Source organism: Cupriavidus phytohabitans, from assembly GCF_000426345.1.
Lineage (GTDB): Bacteria > Pseudomonadota > Gammaproteobacteria > Burkholderiales > Burkholderiaceae > Cupriavidus.
This window is the reverse complement of the sequence record NZ_AUFE01000028.1, coordinates 34,756-60,880: the sequence shown is the minus strand read 5'-3', so window position 1 is coordinate 60,880 and position 26,125 is coordinate 34,756. Positions and strand designations below refer to the sequence as shown.

General features: G+C 65.9%; 25 protein-coding genes and 1 tRNA gene. 11 read left to right on the top strand and 15 right to left on the bottom strand.

Translation table 11 applies throughout. The features are described 5' to 3' along the window. Window positions 1–5: 5 nt before the first annotated feature. Entirely contained in the window at window positions 6–1,727 is a 1,722-nt protein-coding gene (locus K309_RS0120140) for a proline--tRNA ligase (RefSeq protein ID WP_029048097.1), read from the bottom strand. Between the two features lie 182 nt (window positions 1,728–1,909). Here K309_RS0120140 and K309_RS0120135 point away from each other — a divergent pair, with 182 nt between their 5' ends. Continuing rightward, on the top strand, window positions 1,910–2,566 hold the full coding sequence (locus K309_RS0120135; RefSeq protein WP_029048096.1) for an RNA pyrophosphohydrolase: 657 nt from the start codon (window positions 1,910–1,912) through the stop codon (window positions 2,564–2,566). Then, window positions 2,559–3,140, top strand: coding sequence for a CNP1-like family protein (locus K309_RS0120130; RefSeq protein WP_029048095.1), 582 nt, complete (start codon window positions 2,559–2,561; stop codon window positions 3,138–3,140). The genes K309_RS0120135 and K309_RS0120130 overlap by 8 nt, the downstream gene beginning before the upstream one ends. 89 nt (window positions 3,141–3,229) lie before the next feature. Here K309_RS0120130 and proB read toward each other — a convergent pair whose 3' ends face one another. From proB to K309_RS39230, 5 genes are all read right to left on the bottom strand, one after another. Further along, on the bottom strand, window positions 3,230–4,348 hold the full coding sequence (gene proB, locus K309_RS0120125; protein WP_029048094.1) for a glutamate 5-kinase: 1,119 nt from the start codon (window positions 4,346–4,348) through the stop codon (window positions 3,230–3,232). Between the two features lie 46 nt (window positions 4,349–4,394). Further along, a complete protein-coding gene (gene obgE / locus K309_RS0120120) occupies window positions 4,395–5,492 on the bottom strand; it encodes a GTPase ObgE (RefSeq protein WP_029048093.1) in 1,098 nt (365 codons plus the stop codon). Between the two features lie 111 nt (window positions 5,493–5,603). Further along, window positions 5,604–5,864 (bottom strand): 50S ribosomal protein L27, encoded by a 261-nt coding sequence (gene rpmA / locus K309_RS0120115; RefSeq protein WP_010814747.1) that lies wholly within the window; start codon window positions 5,862–5,864, stop codon window positions 5,604–5,606. A 39-nt stretch (window positions 5,865–5,903) separates the two neighbouring features. Further along, window positions 5,904–6,215 carry a 50S ribosomal protein L21 gene (gene rplU, locus K309_RS0120110; protein WP_006576525.1) on the bottom strand — a complete coding sequence of 104 codons (312 nt, stop codon included), beginning with the start codon at window positions 6,213–6,215 and terminating at the stop codon, window positions 5,904–5,906. Window positions 6,216–6,411: 196 nt separating this feature from the next. Then, window positions 6,412–6,690, bottom strand: a complete 279-nt coding sequence (locus K309_RS39230) for a hypothetical protein (protein ID WP_051320525.1) — start codon at window positions 6,688–6,690, stop codon at window positions 6,412–6,414. Between K309_RS39230 and ispB the strand changes: the two genes are divergently transcribed. The 8 genes from ispB to K309_RS0120065 all read left to right on the top strand — a co-directional run bounded on the left by ispB (window position 6,689) and on the right by K309_RS0120065 (window position 13,921). Then, window positions 6,689–7,618: an octaprenyl diphosphate synthase gene (gene ispB, locus K309_RS0120100; RefSeq protein ID WP_051320524.1), complete on the top strand. Its 930-nt coding sequence runs from the start codon at window positions 6,689–6,691 to the stop codon at window positions 7,616–7,618. The genes K309_RS39230 and ispB overlap by 2 nt on opposite strands. 94 nt (window positions 7,619–7,712) lie before the next feature. Continuing rightward, window positions 7,713–7,789, top strand: a tRNA-Pro gene (locus tag K309_RS0120095). 242 nt (window positions 7,790–8,031) lie between these two features. Then, window positions 8,032–9,792, top strand: a complete 1,761-nt coding sequence (locus tag K309_RS0120090; protein WP_029048091.1) for an ATPase, T2SS/T4P/T4SS family — start codon at window positions 8,032–8,034, stop codon at window positions 9,790–9,792. Window positions 9,793–9,861: 69 nt separating this feature from the next. After that, on the top strand, window positions 9,862–11,133 hold the full coding sequence (locus K309_RS0120085) for a type II secretion system F family protein (protein WP_029048090.1): 1,272 nt from the start codon (window positions 9,862–9,864) through the stop codon (window positions 11,131–11,133). Window positions 11,134–11,136: 3 nt separating this feature from the next. Then, on the top strand, window positions 11,137–12,039 hold the full coding sequence (locus K309_RS0120080; RefSeq protein ID WP_029048089.1) for a prepilin peptidase: 903 nt from the start codon (window positions 11,137–11,139) through the stop codon (window positions 12,037–12,039). A 51-nt stretch (window positions 12,040–12,090) separates the two neighbouring features. Then, on the top strand, window positions 12,091–12,729 hold the full coding sequence (coaE, locus tag K309_RS0120075; protein WP_029048088.1) for a dephospho-CoA kinase: 639 nt from the start codon (window positions 12,091–12,093) through the stop codon (window positions 12,727–12,729). 237 nt (window positions 12,730–12,966) lie between these two features. Continuing rightward, the gene (gene zapD / locus K309_RS0120070) at window positions 12,967–13,725 is read left to right on the top strand and encodes a cell division protein ZapD (RefSeq protein ID WP_029048087.1); all 759 of its coding nucleotides are present in this window, start codon (window positions 12,967–12,969) and stop codon (window positions 13,723–13,725) included. 4 nt (window positions 13,726–13,729) lie between these two features. Further along, the gene (locus K309_RS0120065) at window positions 13,730–13,921 is read left to right on the top strand and encodes a DNA gyrase inhibitor YacG (RefSeq protein ID WP_029048086.1); all 192 of its coding nucleotides are present in this window, start codon (window positions 13,730–13,732) and stop codon (window positions 13,919–13,921) included. A gap of 48 nt (window positions 13,922–13,969) precedes the next feature. Here the strand turns inward: K309_RS0120065 and K309_RS0120060 are convergent, their stop codons facing one another. The 4 genes from K309_RS0120060 to secA all read right to left on the bottom strand — a co-directional run bounded on the left by K309_RS0120060 (window position 13,970) and on the right by secA (window position 19,642). Beyond that, the gene (locus tag K309_RS0120060; RefSeq protein ID WP_029048085.1) at window positions 13,970–14,407 is read right to left on the bottom strand and encodes an NUDIX domain-containing protein; all 438 of its coding nucleotides are present in this window, start codon (window positions 14,405–14,407) and stop codon (window positions 13,970–13,972) included. Then, complete coding sequence (locus K309_RS0120055) at window positions 14,404–15,309, bottom strand: ATP-binding protein (protein WP_029048084.1); 906 nt, start codon at window positions 15,307–15,309, stop codon at window positions 14,404–14,406. Before K309_RS0120055 ends, K309_RS0120060 begins: the two co-directional genes overlap by 4 nt. Window positions 15,310–15,485: 176 nt before the next feature. Continuing rightward, the gene (gene argJ, locus K309_RS0120050) at window positions 15,486–16,724 is read right to left on the bottom strand and encodes a bifunctional glutamate N-acetyltransferase/amino-acid acetyltransferase ArgJ (RefSeq protein WP_029048083.1); all 1,239 of its coding nucleotides are present in this window, start codon (window positions 16,722–16,724) and stop codon (window positions 15,486–15,488) included. Window positions 16,725–16,864: 140 nt separating this feature from the next. Further along, on the bottom strand, window positions 16,865–19,642 hold the full coding sequence (secA, locus tag K309_RS0120045; RefSeq protein ID WP_029048082.1) for a preprotein translocase subunit SecA: 2,778 nt from the start codon (window positions 19,640–19,642) through the stop codon (window positions 16,865–16,867). 281 nt (window positions 19,643–19,923) lie between these two features. On the opposite strand from secA, the gene K309_RS0120040 reads away from it, so the two are divergent. Then, the gene (locus tag K309_RS0120040) at window positions 19,924–20,427 is read left to right on the top strand and encodes a DciA family protein (RefSeq protein ID WP_029048081.1); all 504 of its coding nucleotides are present in this window, start codon (window positions 19,924–19,926) and stop codon (window positions 20,425–20,427) included. A gap of 81 nt (window positions 20,428–20,508) precedes the next feature. Here K309_RS0120040 and lpxC read toward each other — a convergent pair whose 3' ends face one another. The 5 genes from lpxC to K309_RS0120015 form a co-directional block, all read right to left on the bottom strand. Further along, window positions 20,509–21,426 carry a UDP-3-O-acyl-N-acetylglucosamine deacetylase gene (lpxC, locus tag K309_RS0120035; RefSeq protein ID WP_029048080.1) on the bottom strand — a complete coding sequence of 306 codons (918 nt, stop codon included), beginning with the start codon at window positions 21,424–21,426 and terminating at the stop codon, window positions 20,509–20,511. A 154-nt stretch (window positions 21,427–21,580) separates the two neighbouring features. Further along, window positions 21,581–22,087 carry a peroxiredoxin gene (locus K309_RS0120030; protein WP_029048079.1) on the bottom strand — a complete coding sequence of 169 codons (507 nt, stop codon included), beginning with the start codon at window positions 22,085–22,087 and terminating at the stop codon, window positions 21,581–21,583. Window positions 22,088–22,586: 499 nt separating this feature from the next. Next, a complete protein-coding gene (ftsZ, locus tag K309_RS0120025) occupies window positions 22,587–23,780 on the bottom strand; it encodes a cell division protein FtsZ (RefSeq protein ID WP_029048078.1) in 1,194 nt (397 codons plus the stop codon). Between the two features lie 193 nt (window positions 23,781–23,973). Beyond that, window positions 23,974–25,206 (bottom strand): cell division protein FtsA, encoded by a 1,233-nt coding sequence (gene ftsA, locus K309_RS0120020; RefSeq protein WP_012353950.1) that lies wholly within the window; start codon window positions 25,204–25,206, stop codon window positions 23,974–23,976. Continuing rightward, window positions 25,203–26,117, bottom strand: a complete 915-nt coding sequence (locus K309_RS0120015; RefSeq protein ID WP_029048077.1) for a cell division protein FtsQ/DivIB — start codon at window positions 26,115–26,117, stop codon at window positions 25,203–25,205. The genes ftsA and K309_RS0120015 overlap by 4 nt, the downstream gene beginning before the upstream one ends. Window positions 26,118–26,125: the final 8 nt, after the last annotated feature.

The window sequence follows — 26,125 nt, the reverse complement described above, 5'->3', positions numbered from 1 at the left end:
CGGGCTCAGTTCGCCAGCTGGTTGCGCACGTGGCTGACCACGTCGGCCACGCTGACCGCGGTGGCCTGCGCGTCACGCCGGCCCTGGTATTCGACCTTGCCTTCCTTCAGGCCGCGGTCGCCCACCACCACGCGGTGTGGCACGCCGATCAGTTCCCAGTCGGCGAACATCACGCCCGGGCGCTCGCCGCGGTCGTCGATGATGACGTCGATGCCGGCAGCCAGCAGCTCGGCATGGATGCGGTCGGCCTCTGCCTTGACGGCCTCGGAGCGGTCGTAGCCCACGGGGCAGATCACCACTTCGAACGGCGCGATCGCAGCCGGCCAGATGATGCCGCGCTCGTCGAAGTTCTGCTCGATCGCGGCGCCCAGGATACGGGTGATGCCGATGCCGTAGCAGCCCATCTGCATCGGCTGGGTCTTGCCGTTCTCGTCCAGGAAGGTGGCGTTCATCGATTCCGAGTAACGCGTGCCCAGCATGAACACGTGGCCCACCTCGATGCCGCGGCAGATCTCCAGCGTGCCCTGGCCGTCCGGCGAGGCATCGCCCGCCACCACGTTGCGCAGGTCGGCCACGATCGGCTCGGGCAGGTCGCGGCCCCAGTTGACGCCGGTGTAGTGGTAGTCGCGGTAGTTGGCGCCGCAGACAAAGTCGCTCATGTTGGCGACGGTGCGGTCGGCCACCACCTTGACCGGCTTCTTCATGTCGATCGGGCCCAGGTAGCCCGGGGGCGAGCCGAAGGCGTCGACGATCTCGTTCTCGGTGGCAAAGCGGAACTCGGCCAGCCCCGGCACCTTGGAGGCCTTGACCTCGTTCAGCTCATGGTCGGCGCGGATCAGCAGCAGCCAGATCTGGACGCCGGCTTCGTTTTCCGTGGCCAGCACGATCGACTTGACGTTGGTCTCCAGCGGGAGGTTCAGGAATTCGGCCACCTGCTCGCACTTGACCTTCTCCGGGGTGAAGGTCTTGACCAGGTCTTGCTTGGGCGCGGCGCGCTCCGCCAGCAGCGGCAGCGCCTCGGCGGCCTCCATGTTGGCGGCGTAGGCCGAGGTCGGGCAGTAGACGATGGCGTCCTCGCCGGTATCGGCGATCACGTGGAATTCATGCGAACCCGAACCGCCGATGGCACCGTTGTCAGCCGCCACCGCGCGGAATTCCAGCCCGAAGCGGCTGAAGATGCGCACGTAGGCGTCGTACATGTTCTCGTACGACTTGCGCAGGCCATCGGTGTCGCGGTCGAAGGAATAGGCGTCCTTCATGGTGAACTCGCGGCCGCGCATGATGCCGAAGCGCGGCCGGCGCTCGTCGCGGAACTTGGTCTGGATCTGGTAGAAGTTGAGCGGCAGCTGCTTGTAGCTGCGGATCTCGCTGCGGGCGATGTCGGTCACCACCTCTTCCGAGGTGGGCTGCACGGCGAAGTCGCGCTCGTGGCGGTCCTTCAGGCGCAGCAGTTCGGGGCCCATCTTGTCCCAGCGGCCGGTCTCCTGCCACAGCTCTGCCGGCTGGATCACCGGCATGGACATTTCCACCGCGCCGGCGCGGTTCATTTCCTCGCGCACGATGTTCTCCACCTTGCGGATCACGCGCAGCCCGATCGGCATGTAGGTGTAAATGCCGGCGCCCAGCTTCTTGATCATGCCGGCGCGCATCATCAGTTTGTGCGACACGATTTCCGCGTCGGCGGGCGCTTCCTTGAGGGTGGAAATGAAGAATTGCGAGGCTTTCATCCGTAGCTTTCTCTCGAGGCCGCAACGCCTGCCCGGCCAATTCCGGGAGCGGCGGCACTGATTTGTCGCGCACGCGCCTGAAACTGCCCTTCTGCTCGGGGAAAACCAGCATCCCCCCGCCAGAGCCCGGCTGCGCGCTTCCTTTATAATCAGCGTAATTCTAAAGGATTCGAGGTGCAGTCATGCTCGATCGTGAAGGCTTTCGCCCGAACGTCGGCATCATCCTCCTCAACGCACGCAACGAGGTTTTCTGGGGCAAGCGCATCGGCGAACACTCCTGGCAGTTTCCGCAGGGCGGCATCAAGTACGGCGAGACGCCGGAACAGGCCATGTACCGCGAACTGCATGAGGAAACCGGCTTGCTCCCGGAGCACGTCAGGATCGTTGGTCGCACGCGCGACTGGCTGCGTTACGAGGTGCCGGACAAGTTCATCCGCCGCGAGATCCGCGGCCACTACAGGGGCCAGAAACAAATCTGGTTCCTGCTCCGCATGGCGGGCAGGGACTGCGATATTCACCTGCGGGCAACCGACCATCCGGAGTTCGACGCCTGGCGCTGGAGCCACTACTGGGTGCCGCTGGATGCGGTGATCGAGTTCAAGCGCGATGTCTACCAGATGGCGCTGACGGAGTTGTCGCGCTTCCTGAACCGGCATCCGCGCGTGCCGCTGAGCCCCTATGGCACGCATGCGCATGGCCGCCATGGCGGCGGCCAGCGCGGCATTGCGCCCGCAGTCGCCGGCCAGCCGCCAAGGCCCGCCGATGGCGGCAGCGCGGCTGCGCAAGAGACCGTTTCGCCGGCCGCGCCGGTTACCAACGCACGGAGTACTGATGACTAGTTGCACCGGCCCGGGCCGCCGCGGCGGCCTGACCGCTGCCGGCCTGCTGCTTGCCGCCGCCACGCTGGCGCTGGCGGGCTGCAAGACCACCGGCAAGGAGATGGCGGAAGAAGAAAGTACCTGGCTCAGCCCCTTCGCGCCCAAGACCTTCGAGGAAGCGAAGGCGATGCTGCCGGCGCCGCCGCAGGATGCCAACCTGGTTCCGTTCTCGGTCTCCGGCACCGGAACGCTGTCGTTCGCGGTGGACAGCAAGTCGGTCTCGGTCGGCAAGGACAACGTGGTGCGCTACACCGTGGTCACCACCAGCCAGAGCGGCGCCCGCAACGTGACCTTCGAAGGCATGCGCTGCGACGCATTCGAGCGCAAGCTCTACGCCACGCTGCCCAAGGGCGCCACCGAATGGGTGCCAAACACCAGCAACTACGGCGAGGCCTGGCACCGCATGGAAACCGGCGTGCGCAACGCCTACGCTGCCACGCTGGCCATCGAGTTCTTCTGCCAGGGCCGCACGGTGGCCGGCAAGCCGGAAGACATGGTGCGCGAGCTGCAATCGCGCGCGCCCAGCAGACGCTGAGCCGGGCGGCATCGGGTAAGAAAAAACGGCGGGACTGCCTGGCAGTTCCGCCGTTTTTGCTGGAGCGCTCGGTGGCGCTCTGGTGCCGCTCAGACCAGCACGAGGTTGTCGCGGTGGATCAGCTCGGGCTCGTTCAGGTGGCCCAGCACCGACTCGATCTCCGATGAAGGCTTGCGCGCGATCAGCCGCGCCTCGGCGCTCGAATAGTTGGTGATGCCGCGCGCCACTTCCTTGCCCTGCGGGTCGACGCAAGCGATCACCTCGCCGCGGGCAAATTCGCCCTGCACCTCGACCACGCCGATCGGCAGCAGCGACTTGCCGCCGCCGGTCAGCTTTTCGACCGCGCCGTTGTCGATCACCACGCGCCCGCGCAGTTGCAGGTGGTCGGCCATCCATTGCTTGCGCGCCGTGAGCCGGCCGGTCGGCGCCAGCAGCTGGGTGCCGATGGCCTCGCCCGCGGCCAGCCGCTCAAGCACGTTGGCCTCGCGCCCGGACGCGATGATGGTGTGTGCGCCGGACTTGGCGGCGCGCTTGGCCGCCAGGATCTTGGTCAGCATGCCGCCGCGCCCGATCGAGGTGCCGGCGCCACCCGCCATGGCTTCCAGTTCGGGCGTGCCGGCCATGGCCTCGTCGACGAACTGCGCCGCCGGGTCCTTGCGCGGGTCGGCAGTGTACAGGCCGCGCTGGTCGGTCAGGATCACCAGCGCGTCGCCTTCGATCAGGTTGGTCACCAGCGCGCCGAGCGTGTCGTTGTCGCCGAACTTGATTTCGTCGGTGACCACGGTGTCGTTCTCGTTGATGATCGGCACCACACCCAGTGAAAGCAGCGTCAGCAGCGTGGAACGCGCGTTCAGGTAGCGCTCGCGGTCGGCCAGGTCGGCGTGGGTCAGCAGCACCTGCGCGGTGCGGATGCCGTAGCGCGTGAACTGGCTTTCATAGACCTGCGCCAGGCCCATCTGGCCGACGGCGGCGGCGGCCTGCAGCTCGTGGATTTCCTTCGGCCGGCGCACCCAGCCCAGGCGCTGCATGCCTTCGGCGATGGCGCCGGAGCTGACCAGCATCACTTCCTTGCCCGCCACGCGCAGTTTGGCGATCTGCGATGCCCAGCGGGCGATGGCGTCGTGGTCCAGTCCCTTGCCATCATTGGTGACCAGGCTGGAGCCGACTTTGACGACGATGCGCTTTGCCTGCGCGATGACCGATTGCATGGCGGGAATCCTGTCTCCGGAATTCGTTTCTGACCGTTGGTTTTGTTTATGCCTCGCGCTCGTCCTGGCCGACGTTATGCAGGCGCTCGTCGAGCCGGATGTCCGGTTCTGCCAGCGCCGCCGCCTCTTCGGCCTTGATCGCCGCCAGGTGGTCCTTGATCGCGTAGATCAGCTCGCGGCAGCCTTCGCCGGTCAGTGCCGAGATCTGGAACACGGGCCCCTTCCACTTGTAGCGCTTGAGGAAGTCCTTGACCTTCGCCGCGCGCTCGTCCTCGGGGACCATGTCGAGCTTGTTCAGCACCAGCCAGCGCGGCTTGTCGTGCAAGTCCTCGTCGTACTTCTTCAGTTCGTTGACGATGGCCTTGGCCTCGGCGACCGGATCGACCGCCTCGTCGAACGGCGCCAGGTCGACGATATGCAGTAGCAGGCCCGTGCGCTGCAGGTGGCGCAGGAACTGGTGGCCCAGGCCCGCGCCCTCGGCCGCGCCTTCGATCAGGCCCGGAATGTCGGCGACCACGAACGACTGCTCATGGTCCACGCGCACCACGCCCAGGTTGGGATGCAGCGTGGTGAACGGATAGTCCGCCACCTTGGGCCGCGCGTTGGAAATATGCGAGATAAAAGTCGACTTGCCGGCATTGGGCATGCCCAGCAGGCCGACATCGGCCAGCACCTTCAGCTCGAGCTTGAGCATGCGGCGCTCGCCCGGCTTGCCGTCCACCTGCTGGCGCGGCGCGCGGTTGGTACTGGACTTGAAATGCAGGTTGCCCCAGCCGCCCATGCCGCCTTCGGCCAGGCACACGCGCTGGCCGTGCTCGGTGAGGTCGGCGATGACTTCGCCGGTGTCCATGTCGGTGATCAGCGTGCCGACCGGCATGCGCAGCGTAATGTCGTCGCCGGCCGCGCCGTAGCAGTCGGAACCACGGCCGTTCTCGCCGTTCCTGGCCACGTGCTTCTTGGCGTAGCGGAAGTCGATCAGGGTATTGATATTGCGATCCGCCTGCGCGAACACGCTGCCGCCGCGGCCGCCGTCGCCGCCATCCGGGCCGCCGAAGGGCACAAACTTTTCGCGCCGGAACGAGGCGCTGCCATTGCCGCCGTTGCCGGCGATGGCTTCGATTCGGGCTTCGTCGATGAACTTCATGATGGGTTTTCCGTGATGGATCGGCAGATCGGGGGCCGGCGTAGTTTACTTCGCCAGAAAAGAAAAAGCCCCGCAAGCGTTGCGGGGCCTTTCATCCTGCAAAGGCTGTTATCAGGCCGCCGGGACGACGCTGACTTGCTGCTTCTTGGCAGGGCCCTTGACGGCGAACTGCACGTGGCCGTCAACCAGGGCGAACAGCGTGTGGTCCTTGCCCACGCCGACGTTGTCGCCGGCATGCACGCGGGTACCGCGCTGGCGGATGATGATGCCGCCGGCGTTGATGGCCTGGCCACCAAACACCTTCACGCCCAGACGCTTCGATTCGGAATCACGGCCGTTCCGCGTGGAACCGCCGCCTTTTTTCTGTGCCATGTCTTACTCCTGTCGCTTTACCGGATTACGCTCGATCGATCAGGCAACGATCGCTTCGATGCGCAGTTCGGTGTAATTCTGACGATGGCCCTGACGCTTCTGGTAGTGCTTGCGACGGCGCATCTTGAAGATCTTCACCTTGTCGTGACGACCCTGGGAGATAACGGTAGCCTTGACGGAAGCCCCGCTAACCAGCGGCGTACCAAACTTGATTTGGTCGCCGGCGCCCACTGCGAGCACCTGGTCGAGCGTGATTTCTGCGCCAATGTCTGCCGGTATCTGTTCTACTTTCAGTTTTTCGCCAGCAGCAACCTTGTATTGCTTGCCGCCGGTTTTTACGACCGCGTACATTGTCGAACCTCTCGGATGTGAATAAAACGCCGAGACCGCGCGATGCGGCCCGGTTATCTCCCGCCGGCAAAAGGCCCGCAAACGCGAGTGACTACCGGAGGAAACCGGGAATTGTAAACGAGATCGGGCAAAAGTGCAAAGAAAACAGGCACATAGCCTGCTTGCGGCGCGGCCGGCACAATCGGCAGCGGCTCGCTCAGGTCAGATCGGCGAGAAGGAACCCCGCCAGTGCGGCAAACGCCACCAACCAGGCGGTGCGGCGCAGTTGGCGGCGGGATACGGGCTTGTCCATGTCCGCATTATAGTTGCGCCGGTCACCGGCGCCGCTGCGCGCATACCCTGAGCGCCCGGCGAGAATGCGGGGCATGCGTAGAACGCCGCGTGCTTCGCATATAATCGTCCGGTTTTGCGTAACGGTGATCATCTTGTCCCAGCCTTCCGCCACTGCCTTGCTTGCCCCGGTCGCTGCAGACATGCGCGCGGTTGATGCTGTCATCCGCCAGCGGCTGTCTTCCGAAGTCCCCCTGATCGAACAGATCGGCGAATACATCATCGGTGCCGGCGGCAAGCGCCTGCGCCCGGTGATCCTGCTGCTGACGGCACGAGCGCTGGGCTACGACGGCAACCGGCACCACGAGCTGGCTGCCGTCGTGGAATTCATCCACACCGCCACGCTGCTGCACGACGACGTCGTCGACGAATCCGAGCTGCGCCGCGGCCGCGATACCGCCAACGCAGTGTTCGGCAATGCCGCCAGCGTGCTGGTCGGCGACTTCCTCTACTCGCGCGCGTTCCAGATGATGGTCGATGCCGGCAGCATGCGCATCATGGAGATCCTGTCCAACGCGACCAACGTGATCGCCGAGGGCGAGGTCCTGCAGCTGCTGAACATGCACGACCCGGACGTCACCATCGAGCGCTACCTGCAGGTCATCCGCTACAAGACCGCCAAGCTGTTCGAGGCCGCTGCCCAGCTGGGCGCGGTGCTGGCTGGCGCCGACAAGCAGATGGAAGATGCCGCCGCCGAATACGGCCGCCGCATCGGCACCGCCTTCCAGCTGATCGACGACATGCTGGACTACACCGCCAGCGCCGAGCAGATGGGCAAGAACGCCGGCGACGATCTGCGCGAAGGCAAGCCCACGTTGCCGCTGCTGCACCTGCTGGAGCACGGCACCGCGCAGCAGCGCCAGCTGGCGCGCGATGCCATCGTGCAGGGCGGCACCGAGCACTTCGACGCGGTCTTCGCGGCGATCCACGCCAGCGGCGCGCTCGACGTCACCTTCGAGGCCGCGCGCCAGGAAGCGGAAGCCGCCGAGCGGGCCGCTCGGCAGTTCCCGGATTCCGCGCTGAAGGAAACGCTGATCCAGCTCTGCGAGTTCTCGCTGCAACGGCAGTCGTAAGGATTCCCTGAATCATCCTCTTCCATTTCAGCACAAACGCTGTTATAGTTACCTTCTTTGCTGCTGACGCTTGGCGACGACAGCAAAAACAAATCGGGGTGTAGCTTAGCCTGGTAGAGCGCTACGTTCGGGACGTAGAGGCCGGAGGTTCGAATCCTCTCACCCCGACCAGATTTAAAAAGCCGAATCAACGAAAGTTGATTCGGCTTTTTGTCTTTCTGGCCGGCAGCTCCTTGATGGCTACCCATGCCCCCGCGCAAGTAGGGTTGCGCCCGTGTCGCGCAAACGCCAACACGTCCCGCAGTCGCCTTTACAAAAAGTGACCCCAGCGGCAAACTGGCCCGATCCCAAGACGTGGAACCGTCTCGCCCTGCCCTGGCCGGCGCCACTGTTCCAACCACTGCGCACCTGTCATGACACTCGGTCTTGCCCTGGCCCAGAGCCGGCGTATCGCGCCCGCCCTGCTTGCTCAGCTGGAGCAGGCTGCTCGTGAAAAGCAATCGCAGCTGATCGACGAGATCGTCGGCAGCGGCACCATGAGCGCCCACGACCTGGCGCTGTTCGCCGCGGACAAATACCAGCTGCCGTTGCTGGACCTGAACCAGTACAACCTGGCCAAGGTGCCGCCGGGGCTGGCGGGGAACCGCGAATTCCATGCGCACCGCCTGCTGCCGCTGGGCCGGCGAGAAAACCGGTTGGTGCTGGGGCTGTCCGATCCGTCCAACCAGGCCGGGCTGGACGCGATCAAGGAAAAGTACAAGCTGCCGGTCGAAGCAGTGGTGGTCGAGCACGACAAGCTGATGAAGTACGTGCGCTCCGCCGGCGAGGCGTTGGGCACGCTCAAGAACATCTCGCCGGTGCAGGCCGAGCGCAAGATGATCGAATACGACCCGGTGGCAGCCGCCGGCGCGCAGCGCAACCGCACTGCCGCCGATGCCATCGACGACGCGCCCGTGGTGCGCTTCCTGCAGAAGCTGCTGACCGAAGCCTTCCACCGCGGCGCCTCCGACCTGCATTTCGAGCCGTTCGAGACCTTCTACCGGGTCCGCTTCCGCGTGGACGGCGTGCTGCAGGAGGTGGCAAGGCCGCCGCTGGATATCCGCGACAAGATCGCCACCCGCATCAAGGTGCTGTCCCGGCTGGATATTTCTGAAAAGCGCGTGCCGCAGGATGGCCGCATGAAGCTCCTGATCGCCCTGCCCAAGGATACGAAGGACAGCAAGGACGCGAAGGATTCCAAGGACAAGGACGCCAGGGAAACAGTCGAGAAAGCCGTCGATTTCCGCGTTTCGACGCTGCCGACGCTGTTCGGCGAGAAGATCGTGATGCGGATCCTGGAATCGTCGAGCGACAAGCTCGACATCGACCAGCTCGGCTACGAGCCACAGCAGAAGGCGCTGCTGCTGGACGTGATCAAGCGCCCGTACGGCATGGTGCTGGTGACCGGCCCCACCGGCAGCGGCAAGACGGTCTCGCTGTACACCTTCCTGAACCTGCTGAACCAGGGCGACATCAATATCTCGACCGCCGAGGACCCGGCCGAAATCCAGCTGCCCGGCATCAACCAGGTCAACGTCAACGACAAGGCCGGTCTGACCTTTGCCGCGGCGCTGCGTTCGTTCCTGCGGCAGGATCCGGACGTCATCATGGTCGGCGAAATCCGCGACCTGGAAACCGCCGATATCTCGATCAAGGCCGCGCAGACCGGCCACCTGGTGCTGTCGACGCTGCACACCAATGACGCGCCCACCACGCTGACGCGGCTGATGAACATGGGCGTGGCGCCGTTCAACATCGCCTCCAGCGTGCTGATGATCACCGCACAGAGGCTGGCGCGGCGGCTGTGCACCTGCAAGCGCCCCGGCGATCTGCCGCGCGAGACGCTGCTGGATGCCGGCTTCCGCGAACAGGACCTTGACGGCAGCTGGCAGCCCTACCACCCGGTCGGGTGCGAGCGCTGCAACGGCAGCGGCTACAAGGGCCGCTGCGGCATCTACCAGGTCATGCCGATCACCGAGGCAATGCAGCAGATCATCCTGTCGCACGGCACCGCGCTGCAGATCGCCGAGCAGGCGCGCAAGGACGGCGTGCTATCGTTGCGCGAGGCTGGGCTGCTGAAGGTCAGGCAGGGCGTCACGTCACTCGAAGAGGTGCTGGCGACCACGAATACGTAGCAAGGCAGTCAAGTCACAACGTAAATACAAGACGTACCAGAAGCGTCATTTACACCGGGGGTCAACAACATGGCGACGCGCGCACCAGCGGCGGGTGCCCGGACGGCAACACCGTCGCGGGCGAAATCAGGCAAGGGGCGCAAGGCCCCCACCCAGTACATCTTCGAATGGGAAGGCAAGGACCGCAAAGGCAAGACCTTCACCGGCGAGTTGCGCGCGGAGAGCCAGGCCGAGGTCACCGCCACGCTGCGCAAGCAGGGCCTGACCATCGTCAAGCTCAAGAAGCGCAAGGCCGCGCGCGGGCGCAAGATCACCGAGAAGGACATCGCCTACTTTACCCGGCAGCTGTCGACCATGCTCAAGGCGGGGATTCCGCTGCTGCAGTCGATCGACATCATCGCGCGCGGGCACGCCAACCCCAACTTCACCCAGCTGCTGTCCGAGATCCGCTTCGATATCGAATCGGGCAGCAGCATGGCGGCGGCGTTCCGGCGACAGCCGAAGTACTTCGACACGCTCTACTGCAACCTGATCGATGCCGGCGAACAGGGCGGTATCCTGGACGCGCTGCTGGAGCGCCTGTCGCTCTACATGGAAAAGACCATCGCGCTGAAGGGCCAGATCAAGTCGGCGATGATCTACCCGATCGCGGTGCTGACGGTGGCCTTTGCCGTCACCGTGATCCTGATGCTGTTCGTGATCCCGGCGTTCAAGGGTGTGTTCTCAAGCTTCGGCGCCAACCTGCCCGCGCCGACGCTGCTGGTGATCGCAATTTCAGACTTTTTCGTGCAGTACTGGTACCTGGTCATCGGCGGGCCAGTGGCCGGCATCACGTTCTACCTGCGGGCGCGCAAGAAATCGGAGAAGGTGCAGCGCTGGTCCGACCGCGCGCTGCTGAAGCTGCCGATCTTCGGCAGCCTGTTCCGCAAGGCGGTGATCGCGCGCTGGACGCGCACGCTGGCGACCATGTTCGCCGCCGGCACGCCGCTGGTGGAGTCGATGGAGTCGGTGGCGGGCGCCGCCGGCAACTGGGTCTACTACGACGCCACGCGCGAGATCGAACAGTCGGTTCGCATCGGTACCAGCCTGACCAACGCCATGCAGGCCACGCACGTGTTCGACAACATGGTGCTGCAGATGACACAGATCGGTGAAGAATCCGGCGCGCTCGACAATATGCTGCTGAAGGTGGCCGAGTTCTACGAGCGCGAGGTCGACGACGCCGTGGCCGCCATCTCCAGCCTGATCGAGCCGATCATCATCGTGGTGCTGGGCGTGCTGATCGGCGGTATGGTGGTGGCGATGTACCTGCCGATCTTCAAGCTGGGACAGGTGGTGTAAGCGATGGCGCTGTCGTATTCCGTTTCGCCGTTTCCCGCCGGCAGCGGGCAATTGCTGCAGGCGCTGGCGGCGCTGCCGCCTGCCTTCATGGTGGCGGCAGCGGCCATGCTTGGGCTGGTGGTGGGCAGTTTCCTCAACGTGGTGATCCACCGGCTGCCGCGCATGATGGAGCGCGAGGAAGCCAACTATATCGCCGAGCTGCGCGGCGACCCGCTGCCCTACCCCGCCCGCTACAACCTGATGGTGCCGCGCTCGGCCTGCCCGCACTGCGGCCACTCGATCGCGCCCTGGGAGAACGTGCCGGTGCTGAGCTGGCTGGCGCTGCGCGGGCGCTGCTCGGCCTGCAAGGCGCCGATCAGCGCGCGCTATCCGCTGGTGGAAGTGGCCTGCGGCGTGCTGAGCGCGCTGGTGGCCTGGCGCTTCGGGCCCGGCTGGCAGGCCCTGGCGGCGCTGGCGCTGGTCTGGGCGCTGCTGGCGCTGACCCTGATCGATGCCGATACCCAGTTGCTGCCGGACCAGATCACGCTGCCGCTGCTGTGGCTGGGACTGGTGCTGAACCTGGGCGGGTTGTTCGTGCCGCTGGCCGACGCCGTGATCGGCGCCGCCGCCGGCTACCTGGTGCTGTGGACGGCGTACTGGCTGTTCCGGCTGGTGCGTGGCAAGGAAGGCATGGGTTTCGGCGATTTCAAGCTGATGGCCGCACTCGGGGCGTGGTTTGGCTGGCAGGCGCTGCCGGCGCTGGTGCTGCTGTCTTCGGTGGCCGGCGTGGTGTTCGGGCTGGCCAGCATCGCGCTGCGCCGGCAGGATCGCGAGACGCCCTTCCCCTTCGGCCCCTTTATCGCCCTGGCGGGCGTGGTGGTGCTGGTGTTCGGCTCCGGCGTTCTGCCGCTGACCGTGCTGCCGTGAAGCTGGTATCGTGACGGCAACATCGTCAACTAGCCTTCACGGCATCCCCACATGCTGGAAATCGGACTGACCGGCGGCATCGGCAGCGGCAAGACCCGCGTGGCCGACATGTTCGCCGCGCGCGGCGCCGCGATCATCGATACAGACCTCCTCGCCCACCAGGTCACCGCCCCGGGCGGGCGTGCCATCCCGGCGCTGGTCGAGGCCTTCGGGCCTGAATGCCTGCGCCCTGACGGCGCCATGGACCGCGACGCGATGCGCGCGCTGGTATTCGCCGACCCGGCCGCCAAGGCGCGCCTCGAAGGCATCACCCATCCGCTGATCCGGGCGCTGACCAACGAGCATGCGCAGGCGGTCCGCGATGCCGGCGAGCATCCTTACCTGATCTACGTGGTGCCGCTGCTGGTAGAGTCCGGCTCGTGGCGCGAGCGCGTGGGCCGCGTGCTGGTGGTCGACTGCACCGAAGCCACCCAGGTGGCGCGCGTGATGGCGCGCAACGGCTTCAGCCGCGAGCAGGTGCAGGCAATCATGGCCAGGCAGGCAACGCGGCGCGCGCGGCTGGCATGTGCCGACGACGTCATCGACAACGACGGGCCAGTCGATGCGCTCGTGGCACAGGTGGACCGCCTCGACCGCTATTACCGCGAACTGTCAGCGTCAGGAAAGGTCCATCCTGAAGCCGGCGCATGATGCGCGGGCCCGGCCCGGCGGCACGCGGCGAACGCGCGTCCGACATTGTCCTCGGCCCGGGTCTCGCATAGAATGCGCTGGAACATGCCGGGAAATCGCCGCATACTGCGGGCATTGGACACCGCGGATCACTCCGACACAGTCCACCCAGCCCCTTCCGGCGTTCCCCGGGCCACATTCCGCACCGGGCCTGCTCCTCTTACGGGGCCCGCCCGGCGCCCTGCACGGACATAGCACTTGATTCTGTACGAATATCCATTCAACGAACGCATCAGGACACTCCTGCGGCTGGAGGACCTGTTCGATCGGCTGGAATACTTCCTCGGCCAGGATCATCCCCAGCAGCACCATGTCGCGCTGACCACGCTGTTCGAGATCATCGACGTAGCCGGCCGCGCCGACCTCAAGACCGACCTGATCAAGGAACTGGAACGCCAGCGCCAGGCGCTGGCGCCGCTGCGCGCCAACCCGCAGATCGACCAGGAAGCGCTGGACGGTGTGATTGGCGAAATCGAGCAAGGCATCACCATGCTCAACCAGACCGTGGGCAAGGCCGGGCAGCTGCTGACCGACAACGAGTGGCTGACCAGCATCCGCAGCCGTGCCATCATTCCCGGTGGCACCTGCGAGTTCGACCTGCCGGCCTATTACGCGTGGCAACACCGCCCCGCGGAGGACCGCCGCGCCGATATCCTGAAGTGGGCCCGCCCGCTGGTGTCGCTGCGCATGGGCACCACCATCGTGCTGCGCCTGCTGCGCGAAGCCGGCCAGAGCGGGAAGGTGATCGCCACCGGCGGCAGCTACCAGCAAATGCTGTCCGGGCGCAGCTACCAGCTGATGCAGGTGTGGCTGGATGACTCGCTGCTAGCCTTCATCCCGGAAATGAGCGCGAACAAATACATGCTGTGGGTGCGCTTCACGCAGCAGGACGGCGACCTGCGCCCGCGCTCGGTCGATGCCGATATCCCGTTCCTGCTGAAACTCTGCAATTTCTGAAGCCATGCCTGCTGTCGTCAAATGCCCCACCTGCGGCACCGAGGTGGCCTGGGTGCCGGACAACAAGTTCCGCCCGTTCTGTTCCGAGCGCTGCAAGCAGATCGACCTGGGCGCCTGGGCGTCCGAGAAATACGTGATCGGCGGCAAGCCAGGCGAGACGCCTTCGCCGGACCTGCCCGGCGACGAGGACGACTGACGCAGTCGCCTCCCGCACAGGCCGCTCATTGGCGCCAGGGTCTGTGCCCTAGGCCTCTTCGCCCAGCCATTCGACCACCGGAATGGTGGCCGGCAGCAGCGGCGCGACCGTCACGGGCACCGTCTGCCAGGAAAAGGCCTGGCCTTCGCGGCCGACCGGGTCACCGCGCCAGGCAGTAACCTTGCAGAAATGCAGCCGCACATAGGCGTGCGGGTAGTCGTGCTCGAGCACATGCCAGCGCTCGCACGCGGTGATATCCAGTCCCAGCTCTTCATGCAGTTCGCGGGCGAGCGCTGCCTCGACGGTCTCACCTGGCTCCAGCTTGCCGCCCGGGAACTCCCAATAGCCTTCATACGGCTTGCCCACGGGGCGCTGCGCCAGCAGGAAGCGGCCATCCGGCTGCACCATCACCCCGACGGCGACTTCGGTGACCTTGCGAGGCGGGTTGCCGGCGGTCTCTGCGGGCTTGTCCATGGCCGCGCTCATGCCTTGTCGTTCCCCGGCACGTCGGCAATGTACGGCTGGCCGTGCTTGCCGCCCCAGTCGCGCGCGAACTGCCACGCCACGCGGCCCGAGCGCGAGCCGCGCTCCAGTGCCCACACCAGCGCGTCGCCCCGTGCGGCGGCGATGTCTTCGTCGGTGCAGCCGAAGTGCTTGAGCCAGTGGCCGACGATGGTCAGGTACTCATCCTGCTTGGGCGGGTAGAACGACAGCCACAGCCCGAAGCGCTCGGACAGCGAGATCTTTTCTTCGACCACTTCGCCGGGATGGATCTCGCCGTCGTCGGTGTGGCGGTAGGTTTCGTTGTCCTTCATGTACTCCGGCAGCAGGTGCCGGCGGTTGGACGTGGCGTAGATGAGCACGTTGTCCGACTGCGCCGCGACCGATCCGTCCAGCGCCGACTTCAGCGACTTGTAGCCCGATTCGCCCTCTTCGAACGACAGGTCGTCACAGAAGATGACGAAGCGCTCGGGCCGGGCCGAGACCAGCTCGACGATATCGCCGAGGTCGCCCAGGTCATCCTTGTCGACCTCCACCAGCCGCAGCCCGTCCCTGACGAAGGCATTCAGGCAGGCCTTGATCAGCGACGACTTGCCGGTACCGCGCGCGCCCGTCAGCAGCACGTTGTTGGCCGGCAGCTTGTTCACGAACTGGCGCGTGTTGGCGACGATGGCGTCCTTCTGGCGCTCGATGTTCTTCAGGTCGTCCAGGTGAATCGGCGGCAGCTGGCGCACCGGCTGCAGGTAGCCGATATTGCCGAACAGGCTCTGGCGCTTGCGCCAGCGGAACGCTACCGCCTCCTGCCAGTCCGCGTCGCTCAGTTGCGGCGGCAGCCATTGTTCGAGGCGGGAGAGGAAGTTGTCGAGGCGGGCGGCGAGGTCGGACATGGTGATGGGGTGGTGGCAGTAGAGGTCAGCTTGTTGCCAACTGTTTTTGCTCCCTTTCTCCTCTGTGGGAGGGGATTGGGGAGAGGGGTAGTTTGGCGGTACCACGCTTCCTGATGCGCCGGCCCTCTCCCGCGGCCCCTCTCCCGCAAGCGGGAGAGGGGGCAAAACAGTGGTGCTTACGAACGGTAGTCGGCGTTGATCGACACGTAGTCGTGCGACAGGTCGCAGGTCCACACCGTGGCTTCGGCATTGCCGCGGCCCAGCGCGATGCGTACCGTGATCTCGGCCTGCTGCATCACGCGCTGGCCGTCTTCCTCGCGGTAGTCGGGATTGCGGCCGCCGTCGCGGGCGACCCAGACATCGTCCAGCCACAAGTTGACGCGGCCGACATCGAGGTCGTCGACGCCGGCGTAGCCGACCGCGGCCAGGATGCGGCCGAGGTTGGGGTCCGAGGCGTAGAACGCGGTCTTGACCAGCGGCGAATGCGCAACCGCATAGGCGATCTGGCGGCACTCGGCAACGTCCTTGCCGCCTTCGACGCGGATGGTCATCAATTTGGTCGCGCCTTCGCCGTCGCGCACGATCATCTGCGCCAGCTCTTGCGCCAGGCTCGTCACCGCATCGCGCAGCGCTTCGAAGGCAGGGCCTTCGGCGCGGTCGACCACGGCACCGGACTTGCCCGAGGCGATCAGCACGAACGAATCGTTGGTCGAGGTATCGCCATCGATGGTGATGCTGTTGAACGAGTGATCGGCGGCGTGCGTCACCAGTCCCTGCAGCACCGGCTGCGCCACCGCGGCATCCATGGCGATAAAGCCCAGCATGGTCGCCATGTTCGGGCGGATCATGCCCGCGCCCTTGCTGATGCCCGACAGCGTCACGGTCTTGCCGCCGATCTGCACCGTGCGCGAGGCCACCTTGGGCTGCGTGTCGGTGGTCATGATCGCTTCCGCCGCGGCCAGCCAGTTGTCCCCCCTGGCGTTGGCGACGGCGGCGGGCAGCCCGGCCAGCAGGCGGTCCATCGGCAATTGCTCAAGGATCACGCCGGTCGAGAACGGCAGCACCTGGCCGGCATCGATGCCCAGCTGCGCAGCCAGCGCGTCGCAGGTGGCGCGGGCGTTGGCCAGGCCCTGCTCGCCGGTACCGGCGTTGGCATTGCCGGTGTTGACCACCAGCGCGCGGATGCCCTTGCCCGACTTGCCCGCGGCCGCAAGGTGCTCGCGGCACACCTGCACCGGCGCGGCGCAGAAGCGGTTGCTGGTGAAGACGCCGGCCACGGTGCTGCCTTCGGCGACGCGCACCACCAGCACGTCCTTGCGGTTGGCCTTGCGGATGCCCGCCTCGGCCCAGCCGAGCTCCACGCCGGCGACGGATTTCAGGTTCTCTGCCAGGGGCAGCGGAAGATTGACGGGCATGTAGGACTCCTCGATGTTCCTGCTCGCGACTTGCTTGTCATCAGACGAACATGCCCGCGAGGGGCGGGCATGTTCGATTCCTGTTGCGTCATGCCCCGCTGCGGGACCGACGTCATACCGGGCACCCGGCGCGGCTCAGTTCAGCTGAGCTTGCCGTGGCACTGCTTGAACTTCTTGCCCGAGCCGCACGGGCACGGATCGTTGCGGCCAACCTTGGGCATGCCGGCCAGCGCCAGCTCGGCGGCGGCCATCGCTGCACCGGTGCGCGGCGACGGCGCTTCCTCGACCGGCTCGCGGCCTTCGGCGAACTCGTCGTGCTTGTACTGGACGTTCTCCAGATGCGACAGGCCTTCCTCGATCTGCTCGGAGGCTTGTTCCAGTTCCTCCGGCGACTGGATCTGCACGTTGAAGGTCACGCGCGTGACTTCGCTCTTGATCACGTCCAGCAGGCGCGCGAACAGCTCGAACGACTCGCGCTTGTACTCCTGCTTGGGGTCCTTCTGCGCATAGCCGCGCAGGTGGATGCCCTGGCGCAGGTGGTCCAGCGCGGCCAGGTGCTCGCGCCAGTGCGTGTCGATGCTCTGCAGCATGACCGAGCGCTCGAAGCCGGCGAACGATTCGCGGCCGACCATCGCCACCTTGCCCTCGTAGCGCTCGGTCGCGGCCTTCATGATCAGGTTGAGCAGCTCTTCGTCCTCGATGCTCTGCGCGCCCTCGATGGTCTGCGCCAGCGGCACTTCCAGGCCCCAGTCCTCGCGCAGGCGCGTTTCCAGGCCGGCGATGTCCCACTGCTCTTCCATGGTGTCGGCCGGCACATGGTCGCGGAACAGCTCGATCAGCACGCTCTCGCGCAGGTTGGTGACCATCTCGCCGACGTCGTTGGCCTCGAGCACGTCGTTGCGCAGCTTGTAGATTTCCTTGCGCTGGTCGTTGGCGACGTCATCGTACTGCAGCAGCTGCTTGCGGATATCGAAGTTGCGGCCTTCCACCTTGCGCTGCGCCGACTCGATCGAGCGCGTGACGATGCCGGCCTCGATCGGCTCGCCTTCAGGCATCTTCAGGCGTTCCATGATCGCGCGCACGCGATCGCCGGCGAAGATGCGCAGCAGCTGGTCGTCCAGCGACAGGTAAAAGCGCGATGAACCCGGGTCGCCCTGGCGGCCGGCACGGCCACGCAGCTGGTTGTCGATACGGCGCGATTCATGGCGCTCGGTGCCGACGATATGCAGGCCGCCGGCGGCCTTGACCTGCTCGTGCAGCGACTGCCATTCATCCTTGAGCTGCTGGATGCGCGCGCCCTTGTCGGCGTCGGACAGGTTCGGGTCCGCTTCGATAAAGCCCGACTGCTTCTCCACGTTGCCGCCCAGCACGATGTCGGTACCGCGACCGGCCATGTTGGTGGCGATGGTGATCATCTTGGGACGTCCGGCCTGCGCCACGATCTCGGCTTCACGCGCGTGCTGCTTGGCGTTGAGCACCTGGTGCGGCAGCTGTTCGCGCTCGAGCAGGCCCGACAGGTATTCCGAGGTCTCGATCGAGGTGGTGCCCACCAGCACCGGCTGGCCACGCTCGTAGCAGTCGCGGATATCGCGCACCACGGCGTCGTAGCGCTCCTTGCCGGTCTTGTAGATCTGGTCCTGCTGGTCCTTGCGCTGGGCCGGGCGGTTGGTCGGGATCACCACCACTTCCAGGCCGTAGATTTCCTGGAATTCGTACGCTTCGGTGTCGGCCGTGCCGGTCATGCCAGCCAGCTTGCTGTACATGCGGAAGTAGTTCTGGAAGGTGATGGTCGCCAGCGTCTGGTTTTCCTGCTGGACGGTCACGCCTTCCTTGGCTTCGACGGCCTGGTGCAGGCCATCTGACCAGCGGCGGCCCGTCATCAGGCGGCCGGTGAATTCATCGACGATCACCACTTCGTCGTTCTGCACCACGTAGTGCTGGTCGCGATGGAACAGGCTGTGCGCGCGCAAGGCGGCGTACAGGTGGTGCATCAGCGTGATGTTCTGCGGCGCGTACAGCGACTCGCCTTCACCGATCAGGCCCTGCTGCGACAGGATCACTTCGGCCTTCTCGTGGCCGGCTTCGGTCAGGTAGACCTGGTGGCCCTTCTCGTCGACGTAGTAGTCGCCCGGCTTCTCGACGCCGGTGCCGTCGGCCTTTTCCTCGCCGATCTGGCGCTCGAGCAGCTTGGGGATGCCGTTCATGCGCTGGTACAGGTCGGTCTGGTTCTCGGCCTGGCCCGAGATGATCAGCGGGGTGCGCGCCTCATCGATCAGGATCGAGTCCACTTCATCGACGATGGCGTAGTTCAGCGGCCGCTGCACCCGCTGCGACGGGTCGTAGACCATGTTGTCGCGCAGGTAGTCGAAGCCGAACTCGTTGTTGGTGCCGTAGGTGATGTCGGCGTTGTACGCAGCCTGCTTCTCGTCATGCGCCATCTGCGACAGGTTCACGCCCACCGACAGGCCCAGGTAGTTGTACAGGCGGCCCATCCACTCGGCATCGCGCTGCGCCAGGTAGTCGTTGACCGTCACCACGTGCACGCCGTTGCCGGTAATGGCATTCAGGTACACGGCCAGCGTCGCGGTCAGCGTCTTGCCCTCGCCGGTGCGCATTTCGGCGATCTTGTTGTCGTTCAGCACCATGCCGCCGATCAGCTGCACGTCGAAGTGGCGCATCTTCATGACGCGCTTGCTGGCCTCGCGGCATACGGCGAAAGCCTCGGGCAGCAGCGCTTCGAGCGACTCGCCGCCGGCATGGCGCTGCCGGAAGGTCTCGGTCATGCCACGCAGGTCGTCGTCCGAGAGCTGCTCGAACTTCGGCTCCAGCGCATTGATCTGCGCCACCGTGCGGCGATATTGTTTGATCAGCCGCTCATTGCGGCTGCCGAAGACTTTCTTGAGAAGGCCCGTGATCATCGATTGCTTTCACCTGCGCGGGACCGGGCTGACGCCCCTGGTAAGCGGGCTGCACCGGCGGCCGGGCGAGGAATGGATAGATTGGCGCGAAACGCCGAGTTTATCATGTGCCGGGGTCACGGCCGGAACGCGCCGGCCCTTGCCGTGCAAGGCTGCCGACCAGGCACCGGCCAACGCGGGCCGACCCCGGCCCCCTCTGTCTGCTGCAGTTTGGGGCGGGTGCGGCAGCTTCAATCCGCACCGCCCCGGGCAGCCCCGCCGCCCCTTGCTAGAATGCAGCCATGCGCCGCTTCACCCATCACGCCCTGCAGACTGCTGCCGCCAAGCCGCTCAACGACTGGCTGGCCAAGTCCGGCCCGGTTTCCGGGCTGATGCAGACCGCGCGCCAGCTGTCCGTGCTGGAGGCCGAAGTGCTGTCGCTGCTGCCCCCCGGCATGCGCGCCGGCATCGCCGTGGCCGGCGTCAAGCGGGACGCCGTCGACCCGAACGGCCAGGTGCTGCTGTTGCTGGCGGCACATGGCGCGGCCGCGGCGCGGGTGCGGCAGGTGGTGCCGACGCTGCTGGGACGGCTGCAGCAGCGCGGCTCGCAGATCACCGCGATCCGGGTGCGGGTGCAGCCCGAGGTGCAGCGTCACTCGGACTGGGACGCTGGTCCGGTCGAGCGCAAGCGCACCAGCGGGCAGATGACGCCAACCGGCCTCGCCAGCCTGGACCAGCTCGCGCGCACGCTGCCGGACTCGCCGCTGCGCGATGCGCTCAAGACGCTGCTCTCGCATCACCGCTGAGCGGCCGGCAGAAATTCCGGACAAACAAGAAAGCCGACCCTCGGGTCGGCTTTTCGTTGCGTGGCGGGCAGTGGCGCGGTTCTAGGCAAAAGCCGGCTGCGCCTGCGGCAGGAAGGCGGCGGGCGCTTCCTCGACGCGGTCGAAGGTGACCAGTTCATAGGCCTCCTGGTCCGCCAGCAGCGCGCGCAGCAGCTGGTTGTTCAGGCCGTGGCCCGACTTGTGCGCTACATAGGACCCGATCAGCGGGTGGCCGACCACATACAGGTCGCCGATGGCATCGAGGATCTTGTGGCGCACGAATTCGTCGCCATAGCGCAGTTCCTCGTTGTTCAGCATGCGGTGCTCGTCCAGCACGATAGCGTTGTCCAGGCTGCCGCCGCGCGCCAGGCCCATCTCGCGCAGCGCCTCCACCTCATGGGCAAAGCCGAAGGTGCGGGCCCGGGCGATCTCGCGCACGTAGCTGGTGTCGCCAAAGTCGATCGAGAAGGTCTGGCCAGTCTTGTCGACAGCCGGATGACGGAAGTCGATGGTGAACGCCAGCTTGAAGCCGAAGAACGGCTCCAGCCGCGCGAACTTGTCGCCCTCGCGCACTTCCACCGGTTTCTTGACGCGGATAAAGGTCTTCAGCGCGTTCTGTTCTTCAATGCCGGCCGACTGCAGCAGGAACACGAAGGACGCGGCGCTGCCGTCCATGATCGGGATTTCCTCGGCGTCGACATCGACATAGAGGTTGTCGATGCCGAGGCCGGCACACGCCGACATCAGGTGCTCGACGGTCGAAACACGCGCGCCATCCTTCTGCAGCACCGACGCCAGGCGCGTGTCGCCGATGGCCGAAGCGGCCACGGGAATCTCGACGGCCTCGGGCAGGTCGACGCGGGTAAAGACAATGCCGGTGTCGGCCGCCGCGGGCCGCAGGGTCAACGTGACCTTGCGGCCCGAGTGCAGGCCGATGCCTACCGTCTTCACCAGGGATTTGATCGTGCGCTGTTTGAGCATGACAGCCTCAACTATTATAAAAATCTATCGTGGTGCTTTTTTTGATAAAGCGATTTTACCACCACCCGGAAGGTGGTGCAGCCGGGTTTTGTTTCCGGCTGTTAACACCGCATCAAGATGTTGCGAATTATCCACGTTTACCCGGATGACTGTGTCAGCCGCGCAACGCAGCCAGCACGGCCTCGGCGCTGCTGACGCGGAATTCGCCGGGCGCCTCCACATCGAGCCGGGCCACCACACCATCGTCGATCACCATGGCATAGCGCTTGGAGCGCACGCCCATGCCACGCGCACCGAGGTCCTGGTCCAGGCCCAGCGCACGGGTCCATTCGGCGCTGCCGTCGGCCATCATGCGCACCTTGCCGGCAACCTGCTGTTCGCGGCCCCACGCGCCCATGACGAAGGCGTCGTTGACCGACACGCACCACACTTCATCGACGCCGGCGGCGCGCAGGTCCGCGGCATGTGTCACGAAGCCCGGCACATGCTTGGCCGAGCAGGTCGGCGTGAACGCGCCCGGCAGTCCGAACACCACGATCTTGCGCCCGCGCACCAGGTCGGCGACGCGGAAGGCGTTGGGGCCGAGCGAGCAGCCCTCGCTTTCGGTTTCGATGAATTCCTGCAGGGTGGCGTCCGGGACGCGGGAACCGACGGTAATCATGGGGCGAAGTCTCTGGGTTGTCTGAAGGATAGGACGGATGGCGGCCGGCTGCGCCGCAGCGGCGCGGCAGCGTGCCGGTTCAACGATCCGGACAGCGTTCCGGACAATGTCTCGTACCGCGGGCAACCCCAAGATCATAGGCGCCGCGCCGGCGATGCAAAAGCCGGGTCACATCCGGTCGCATTCGATACACCTTGCTACAAAGACGTCCGCGCGACGCACCTTGTGGGTGCGCCGCGCGGACGGCGAGACATCCCGACCGGGAAGGCGGGAAACCAGTCCGGGGAGGCGGCCAGCGGCACGCCCTGCCCGGCGACGGGATGCGGGTTGTGGCGGACGATGCGCCGTTGCGGCAGGCGGCGCGGCGCCGCCGGCCGGCCTGCCGGGTCACGTCAGTCCATGCAAGGCACGCGCGGATAGGGAGCGCGCGTGCATCGCGACAAGGCGACGCGATCCGTCAGCCGGCCGGTGGAGGCACCGATGCCGCGCCGTCCGGCGCTCAGTCTGCCTGCTTGCGCAGGAAGGCCGGAATATCGTACGTGTCCACACCCTTCTCCTGCAGCGCCGCCACGTGGGCAGACGCCGACTCGCGCGAGCTGCGCCACACCGCCGGCGTCTCCAGGTTGCTGTAGTCCGGCGAGCTGTGCTGCGCGGCGGTGGCGGCCATGTTGGCCATCATCTGCACCGGCATGTTGTCCGTGCCGGTCTTCAGCAGTGTCATCGGCTGCTGCTTCTTGGCCGAGCGGCCCAGGCCGGTCGCGACCACGGTCACGCGCAGCGCATCGCTCATCGAATCGTCGTACACCGTACCGAAAATCACGGTTGCATCTTCCGCGGCATAGCTGCGGATGGTGTTCATGACTTCCTTGGTTTCCGACAGCTTCAGCGAACGGCTGGCGGTGATATTGACCAGCACGCCGCGCGCGCCGGACAGGTCCACGCCTTCCAGCAGCGGGCTGGCAACGGCCTGCTCGGCCGCCAGGCGGGCGCGATCCACGCCCGACACCGTGGCCGTCCCCATCATGGCCTTGCCCTGCTCGCCCATCACCGTCTTCACGTCTTCGAAGTCGACGTTCACCAGGCCGTCAACATTGATGATCTCGGCAATGCCGGCCACCGCGTTGTGCAGCACGTCGTCGGCGCACTGGAAGCATGCGTCCATCTCGGCGTCGTCGCCCATCACTTCGAACAGCTTTTCGTTCAGCACCACGATCAGCGAATCGACGCTCGACTCCAGCTCGCTGGAGCCATGCTCGGCCACCTTGGCGCGGCGCGCGCCTTCGAAGTCGAACGGCTTGCTGACCACGCCCACGGTCAGGATGCCCATTTCCTTGGCAACCTGCGCCACGATCGGCGCAGCACCGGTGCCGGTGCCGCCGCCCATGCCGGCAGTGATGAAGACCATGTGCGCGCCGCGCAGCGCGTCGGCGATCTGCTCGCGGGCCTGATCGGCACAACCGCGGCCGACTTCCGGCTTGGCGCCGGCGCCCAGGCCCGTATTGCCGAGTTGCAGCACGCGCGAAGCGCTGGAACGCTTGAGCGCCTGGGCGTCGGTGTTCATGCAGATGAATTCGACGCCTTGCACGCCGCGGCTGATCATGTGCTGCACGGCATTGCCGCCCGCGCCGCCCACGCCGACCACCTTGATGATGGTGCCGTCCATCACTTCCGTTTCGATCATGTCAAAGTCCATCACTGCCTCCGAGAAGAATCAGTCCCCAGACGATGCAGCCTCCCCGCCGCAACCCCTGGTTTCTGAACAAGAAACCATTAAGAAAAGAACCAATAAACTTCACTCAACGCGCCAACGCATGTCCGGTAGACAAAGCCATTCGCGCGCCGTTGCATCTTCAGCCCGGTAATTTCCGCGTCGATCGGAACATCGATCAGAAATTGCCGACGAACCATTCCTTCATGCGGGTCCACACCTGCTTGACCGACCCGCTCTGCACCGCGACCTTGCGCCCGCGCATCCGTTGCACGCGGCCTTCCAGCAGCAGGCCCATCACCGTCGCATAGCGCGGGCTCTTCACCACCTCGTGCAGGTTGCCGCGATACTCCGGCACGCCCACGCGCACGGGCTTGAGGAAGATGTCCTCGCCCAGCTCGACCATGCCCGGCATCATCGCGGTACCGCCGGTGATGACCACGCCGGACGACAGCAGCTCTTCGTAGCCCGACTCGCGCACCACCTGGTGCACCAGCGAGTACAGCTCTTCGATGCGCGGCTCGATCACCGCGGCCAGCGCCTGGCGGCTGAGCGTGCGCGTGCCGCGATCGCCCACGCCCGGCACCTCGATCATGTCTTCCGGATCGGCGATGGCCTGCTTGGCGATGCCGTACTGGATCTTGATGTCCTCGGCGTCCGGCGTCGGCGTACGCAGCGCCATGGCGATGTCGTTGGTGATCTGGTCGCCGGCGATGGGGATCACGGCCGTATGGCGGATCGCGCCTTCGCTGAAGATGGCGATGTCGGTGGTGCCGCCGCCGATGTCGACCAGCACCACGCCCAGTTCCTTCTCGTCCTCGGTCAGCACCGCCAGGCTCGACGCCAGCGGCTGCAGGATCAGGTCATGCACTTCCAGGCCGCAGCGGCGCACGCACTTGACGATGTTCTGCGCGGCGCTGACGGCGCCGGTGACGATATGCACCTTCACTTCCAGGCGGATGCCGCTCATGCCGATGGGCTCGCGCACGTCTTCCTGGCCGTCGATGATGAATTCCTGCGTCAGGATGTGCAGGATCTGCTGGTCGGTCGGGATATTGACCGCCTTGGCGGTCTCGATCACGCGCGCCACGTCGGTCTGCGTGACCTCCTTGTCCTTGATCGCCACCATGCCGCTGGAGTTGAAGCTGCGGATATGGCTGCCGGCAATGCCGGTAAAGACCTCCGAGATCTTGCAGTCGGCCATCAGCTCAGCCTCTTCCAGTGCTTTCTGGATCGACTGCACGGTGGCCTCGATATTGACCACGACCCCTTTCTTCAGACCCTTGGACTCCGACTGGCCCATCCCGATCACCTCGTAGCTGCCGTCGGGGCGCAGTTCTGCGACCACCGCCGCCACCTTCGAGGTGCCGATATCGAGACCGACCAACAGGTCCTTGTATTCCTTGCTCATCGGGTTTTCTCCGCGTTCTTGCTCTTCAGTCGCGTCGGATTGTTGTTGGAAGTACCGGAAACCGCTGCTGCCGCCTGCGTAGCCCGGGCCGCCTTCGCTGCCCGCTCCGCCTTCTCGGCCCGCACCGCCGCGGCGATCTGCGCCTCGGTCAGGAAGCGGGCGTTGGCGGCACGGATGGCAAAGCCGTTGGGATAACGCAGGTCGGCGTAGTCGATCTGCTTGCCCCACTGCTCGGTGACCTGCGGCCACGCAGCGACGAACCGCCTGACCCGCTTGTCCATTGCAGCGCGGTCTTCATCGTTCTGCTCGCGGCCAAGCTCGACCACCATGCCGTTGGACAGCCTGGCCCGCCAGGCATAGCGGCCCGACAGCGTCACCGCCAGCGGCTCGGTATGCAATGGCTTGAACCACTGGCGCATGACCTCGAGCTTCTCGATCACGTCGCCCTCGCTGTCCGGCGGCCCGTCAAGCGCCAGCAGCTGTGCGTCTTCTTCCGCCTCGGCGGTGTTGGCCACGAAGATCTCGCCGTAGGTATTGAGCAGGCGCCCGCTCTCCGGCGAGCCCCACGTCCCCAGCGCCTCGTGCTCCTCGACCTCCACGGCCAGGCCGTTGGGCCACTCGCGCCGCACGCTGGCGCGCCGCACCCACGGCACCGACTCGAACGCCTGCCGTGCCGCGGTCAGGTCGAGCGTGAAGAAGTTGCCCGACAGCTTGCCCAGCGCGCTGGCACGCACGCTGGGGGCGTTCACGTGGCGCAGCGCGCCGCCGTCCATCGGCGCGATCTCCACGTGGGTGATGGCAAACACCGGCCGCTGCGCCAGCCACAGCAGGCCGGCCGCGAGCGCCATCAACGCCACCACGGCGTACAGCGTGGTGGCGATCAGGTTGAGCAGGCGTGCGTTATGCCACATGGTCCAGG

Excerpts from the sequence above, each read along its gene's own strand:
- K309_RS0120140 (WP_029048097.1), bottom strand. The coding sequence starts at position 1,727 with ATGAAAGCCTCGCAATTCTTCATTTCCACCCTCAAGGAAGCGCCCGCC.
- ftsA (WP_012353950.1), bottom strand. The coding sequence starts at position 25,206 with ATGAGCAAGGAATACAAGGACCTGTTGGTCGGTCTCGATATCGGCACC.
- K309_RS0120060 (WP_029048085.1), bottom strand. The coding sequence starts at position 14,407 with ATGAGCGCGGCCATGGACAAGCCCGCAGAGACCGCCGGCAACCCGCCT.
- K309_RS0120085 (WP_029048090.1), top strand. The coding sequence starts at position 9,862 with ATGGCGACGCGCGCACCAGCGGCGGGTGCCCGGACGGCAACACCGTCG.
- K309_RS0120130 (WP_029048095.1), top strand. The coding sequence starts at position 2,559 with ATGACTAGTTGCACCGGCCCGGGCCGCCGCGGCGGCCTGACCGCTGCC.
- lpxC (WP_029048080.1), bottom strand. The coding sequence starts at position 21,426 with ATGCTCAAACAGCGCACGATCAAATCCCTGGTGAAGACGGTAGGCATC.
- obgE (WP_029048093.1), bottom strand. The coding sequence starts at position 5,492 with ATGAAGTTCATCGACGAAGCCCGAATCGAAGCCATCGCCGGCAACGGC.
- K309_RS0120135 (WP_029048096.1), top strand. The coding sequence starts at position 1,910 with ATGCTCGATCGTGAAGGCTTTCGCCCGAACGTCGGCATCATCCTCCTC.
- argJ (WP_029048083.1), bottom strand. The coding sequence starts at position 16,724 with ATGCCCGTCAATCTTCCGCTGCCCCTGGCAGAGAACCTGAAATCCGTC.
- ftsZ (WP_029048078.1), bottom strand. The coding sequence starts at position 23,780 with ATGGACTTTGACATGATCGAAACGGAAGTGATGGACGGCACCATCATC.
- proB (WP_029048094.1), bottom strand. The coding sequence starts at position 4,348 with ATGCAATCGGTCATCGCGCAGGCAAAGCGCATCGTCGTCAAAGTCGGC.
- K309_RS0120080 (WP_029048089.1), top strand. The coding sequence starts at position 11,137 with ATGGCGCTGTCGTATTCCGTTTCGCCGTTTCCCGCCGGCAGCGGGCAA.
- rpmA (WP_010814747.1), bottom strand. The coding sequence starts at position 5,864 with ATGGCACAGAAAAAAGGCGGCGGTTCCACGCGGAACGGCCGTGATTCC.
- K309_RS0120055 (WP_029048084.1), bottom strand. The coding sequence starts at position 15,309 with ATGTCCGACCTCGCCGCCCGCCTCGACAACTTCCTCTCCCGCCTCGAA.
- K309_RS39230 (WP_051320525.1), bottom strand. The coding sequence starts at position 6,690 with ATGTCTGCAGCGACCGGGGCAAGCAAGGCAGTGGCGGAAGGCTGGGAC.
- K309_RS0120015 (WP_029048077.1), bottom strand. The coding sequence starts at position 26,117 with ATGTGGCATAACGCACGCCTGCTCAACCTGATCGCCACCACGCTGTAC.
- K309_RS0120040 (WP_029048081.1), top strand. The coding sequence starts at position 19,924 with ATGCGCCGCTTCACCCATCACGCCCTGCAGACTGCTGCCGCCAAGCCG.
- rplU (WP_006576525.1), bottom strand. The coding sequence starts at position 6,215 with ATGTACGCGGTCGTAAAAACCGGCGGCAAGCAATACAAGGTTGCTGCT.
- secA (WP_029048082.1), bottom strand. The coding sequence starts at position 19,642 with ATGATCACGGGCCTTCTCAAGAAAGTCTTCGGCAGCCGCAATGAGCGG.
- K309_RS0120065 (WP_029048086.1), top strand. The coding sequence starts at position 13,730 with ATGCCTGCTGTCGTCAAATGCCCCACCTGCGGCACCGAGGTGGCCTGG.
- coaE (WP_029048088.1), top strand. The coding sequence starts at position 12,091 with ATGCTGGAAATCGGACTGACCGGCGGCATCGGCAGCGGCAAGACCCGC.
- K309_RS0120030 (WP_029048079.1), bottom strand. The coding sequence starts at position 22,087 with ATGATTACCGTCGGTTCCCGCGTCCCGGACGCCACCCTGCAGGAATTC.
- K309_RS0120090 (WP_029048091.1), top strand. The coding sequence starts at position 8,032 with ATGACACTCGGTCTTGCCCTGGCCCAGAGCCGGCGTATCGCGCCCGCC.
- ispB (WP_051320524.1), top strand. The coding sequence starts at position 6,689 with ATGCGCGCGGTTGATGCTGTCATCCGCCAGCGGCTGTCTTCCGAAGTC.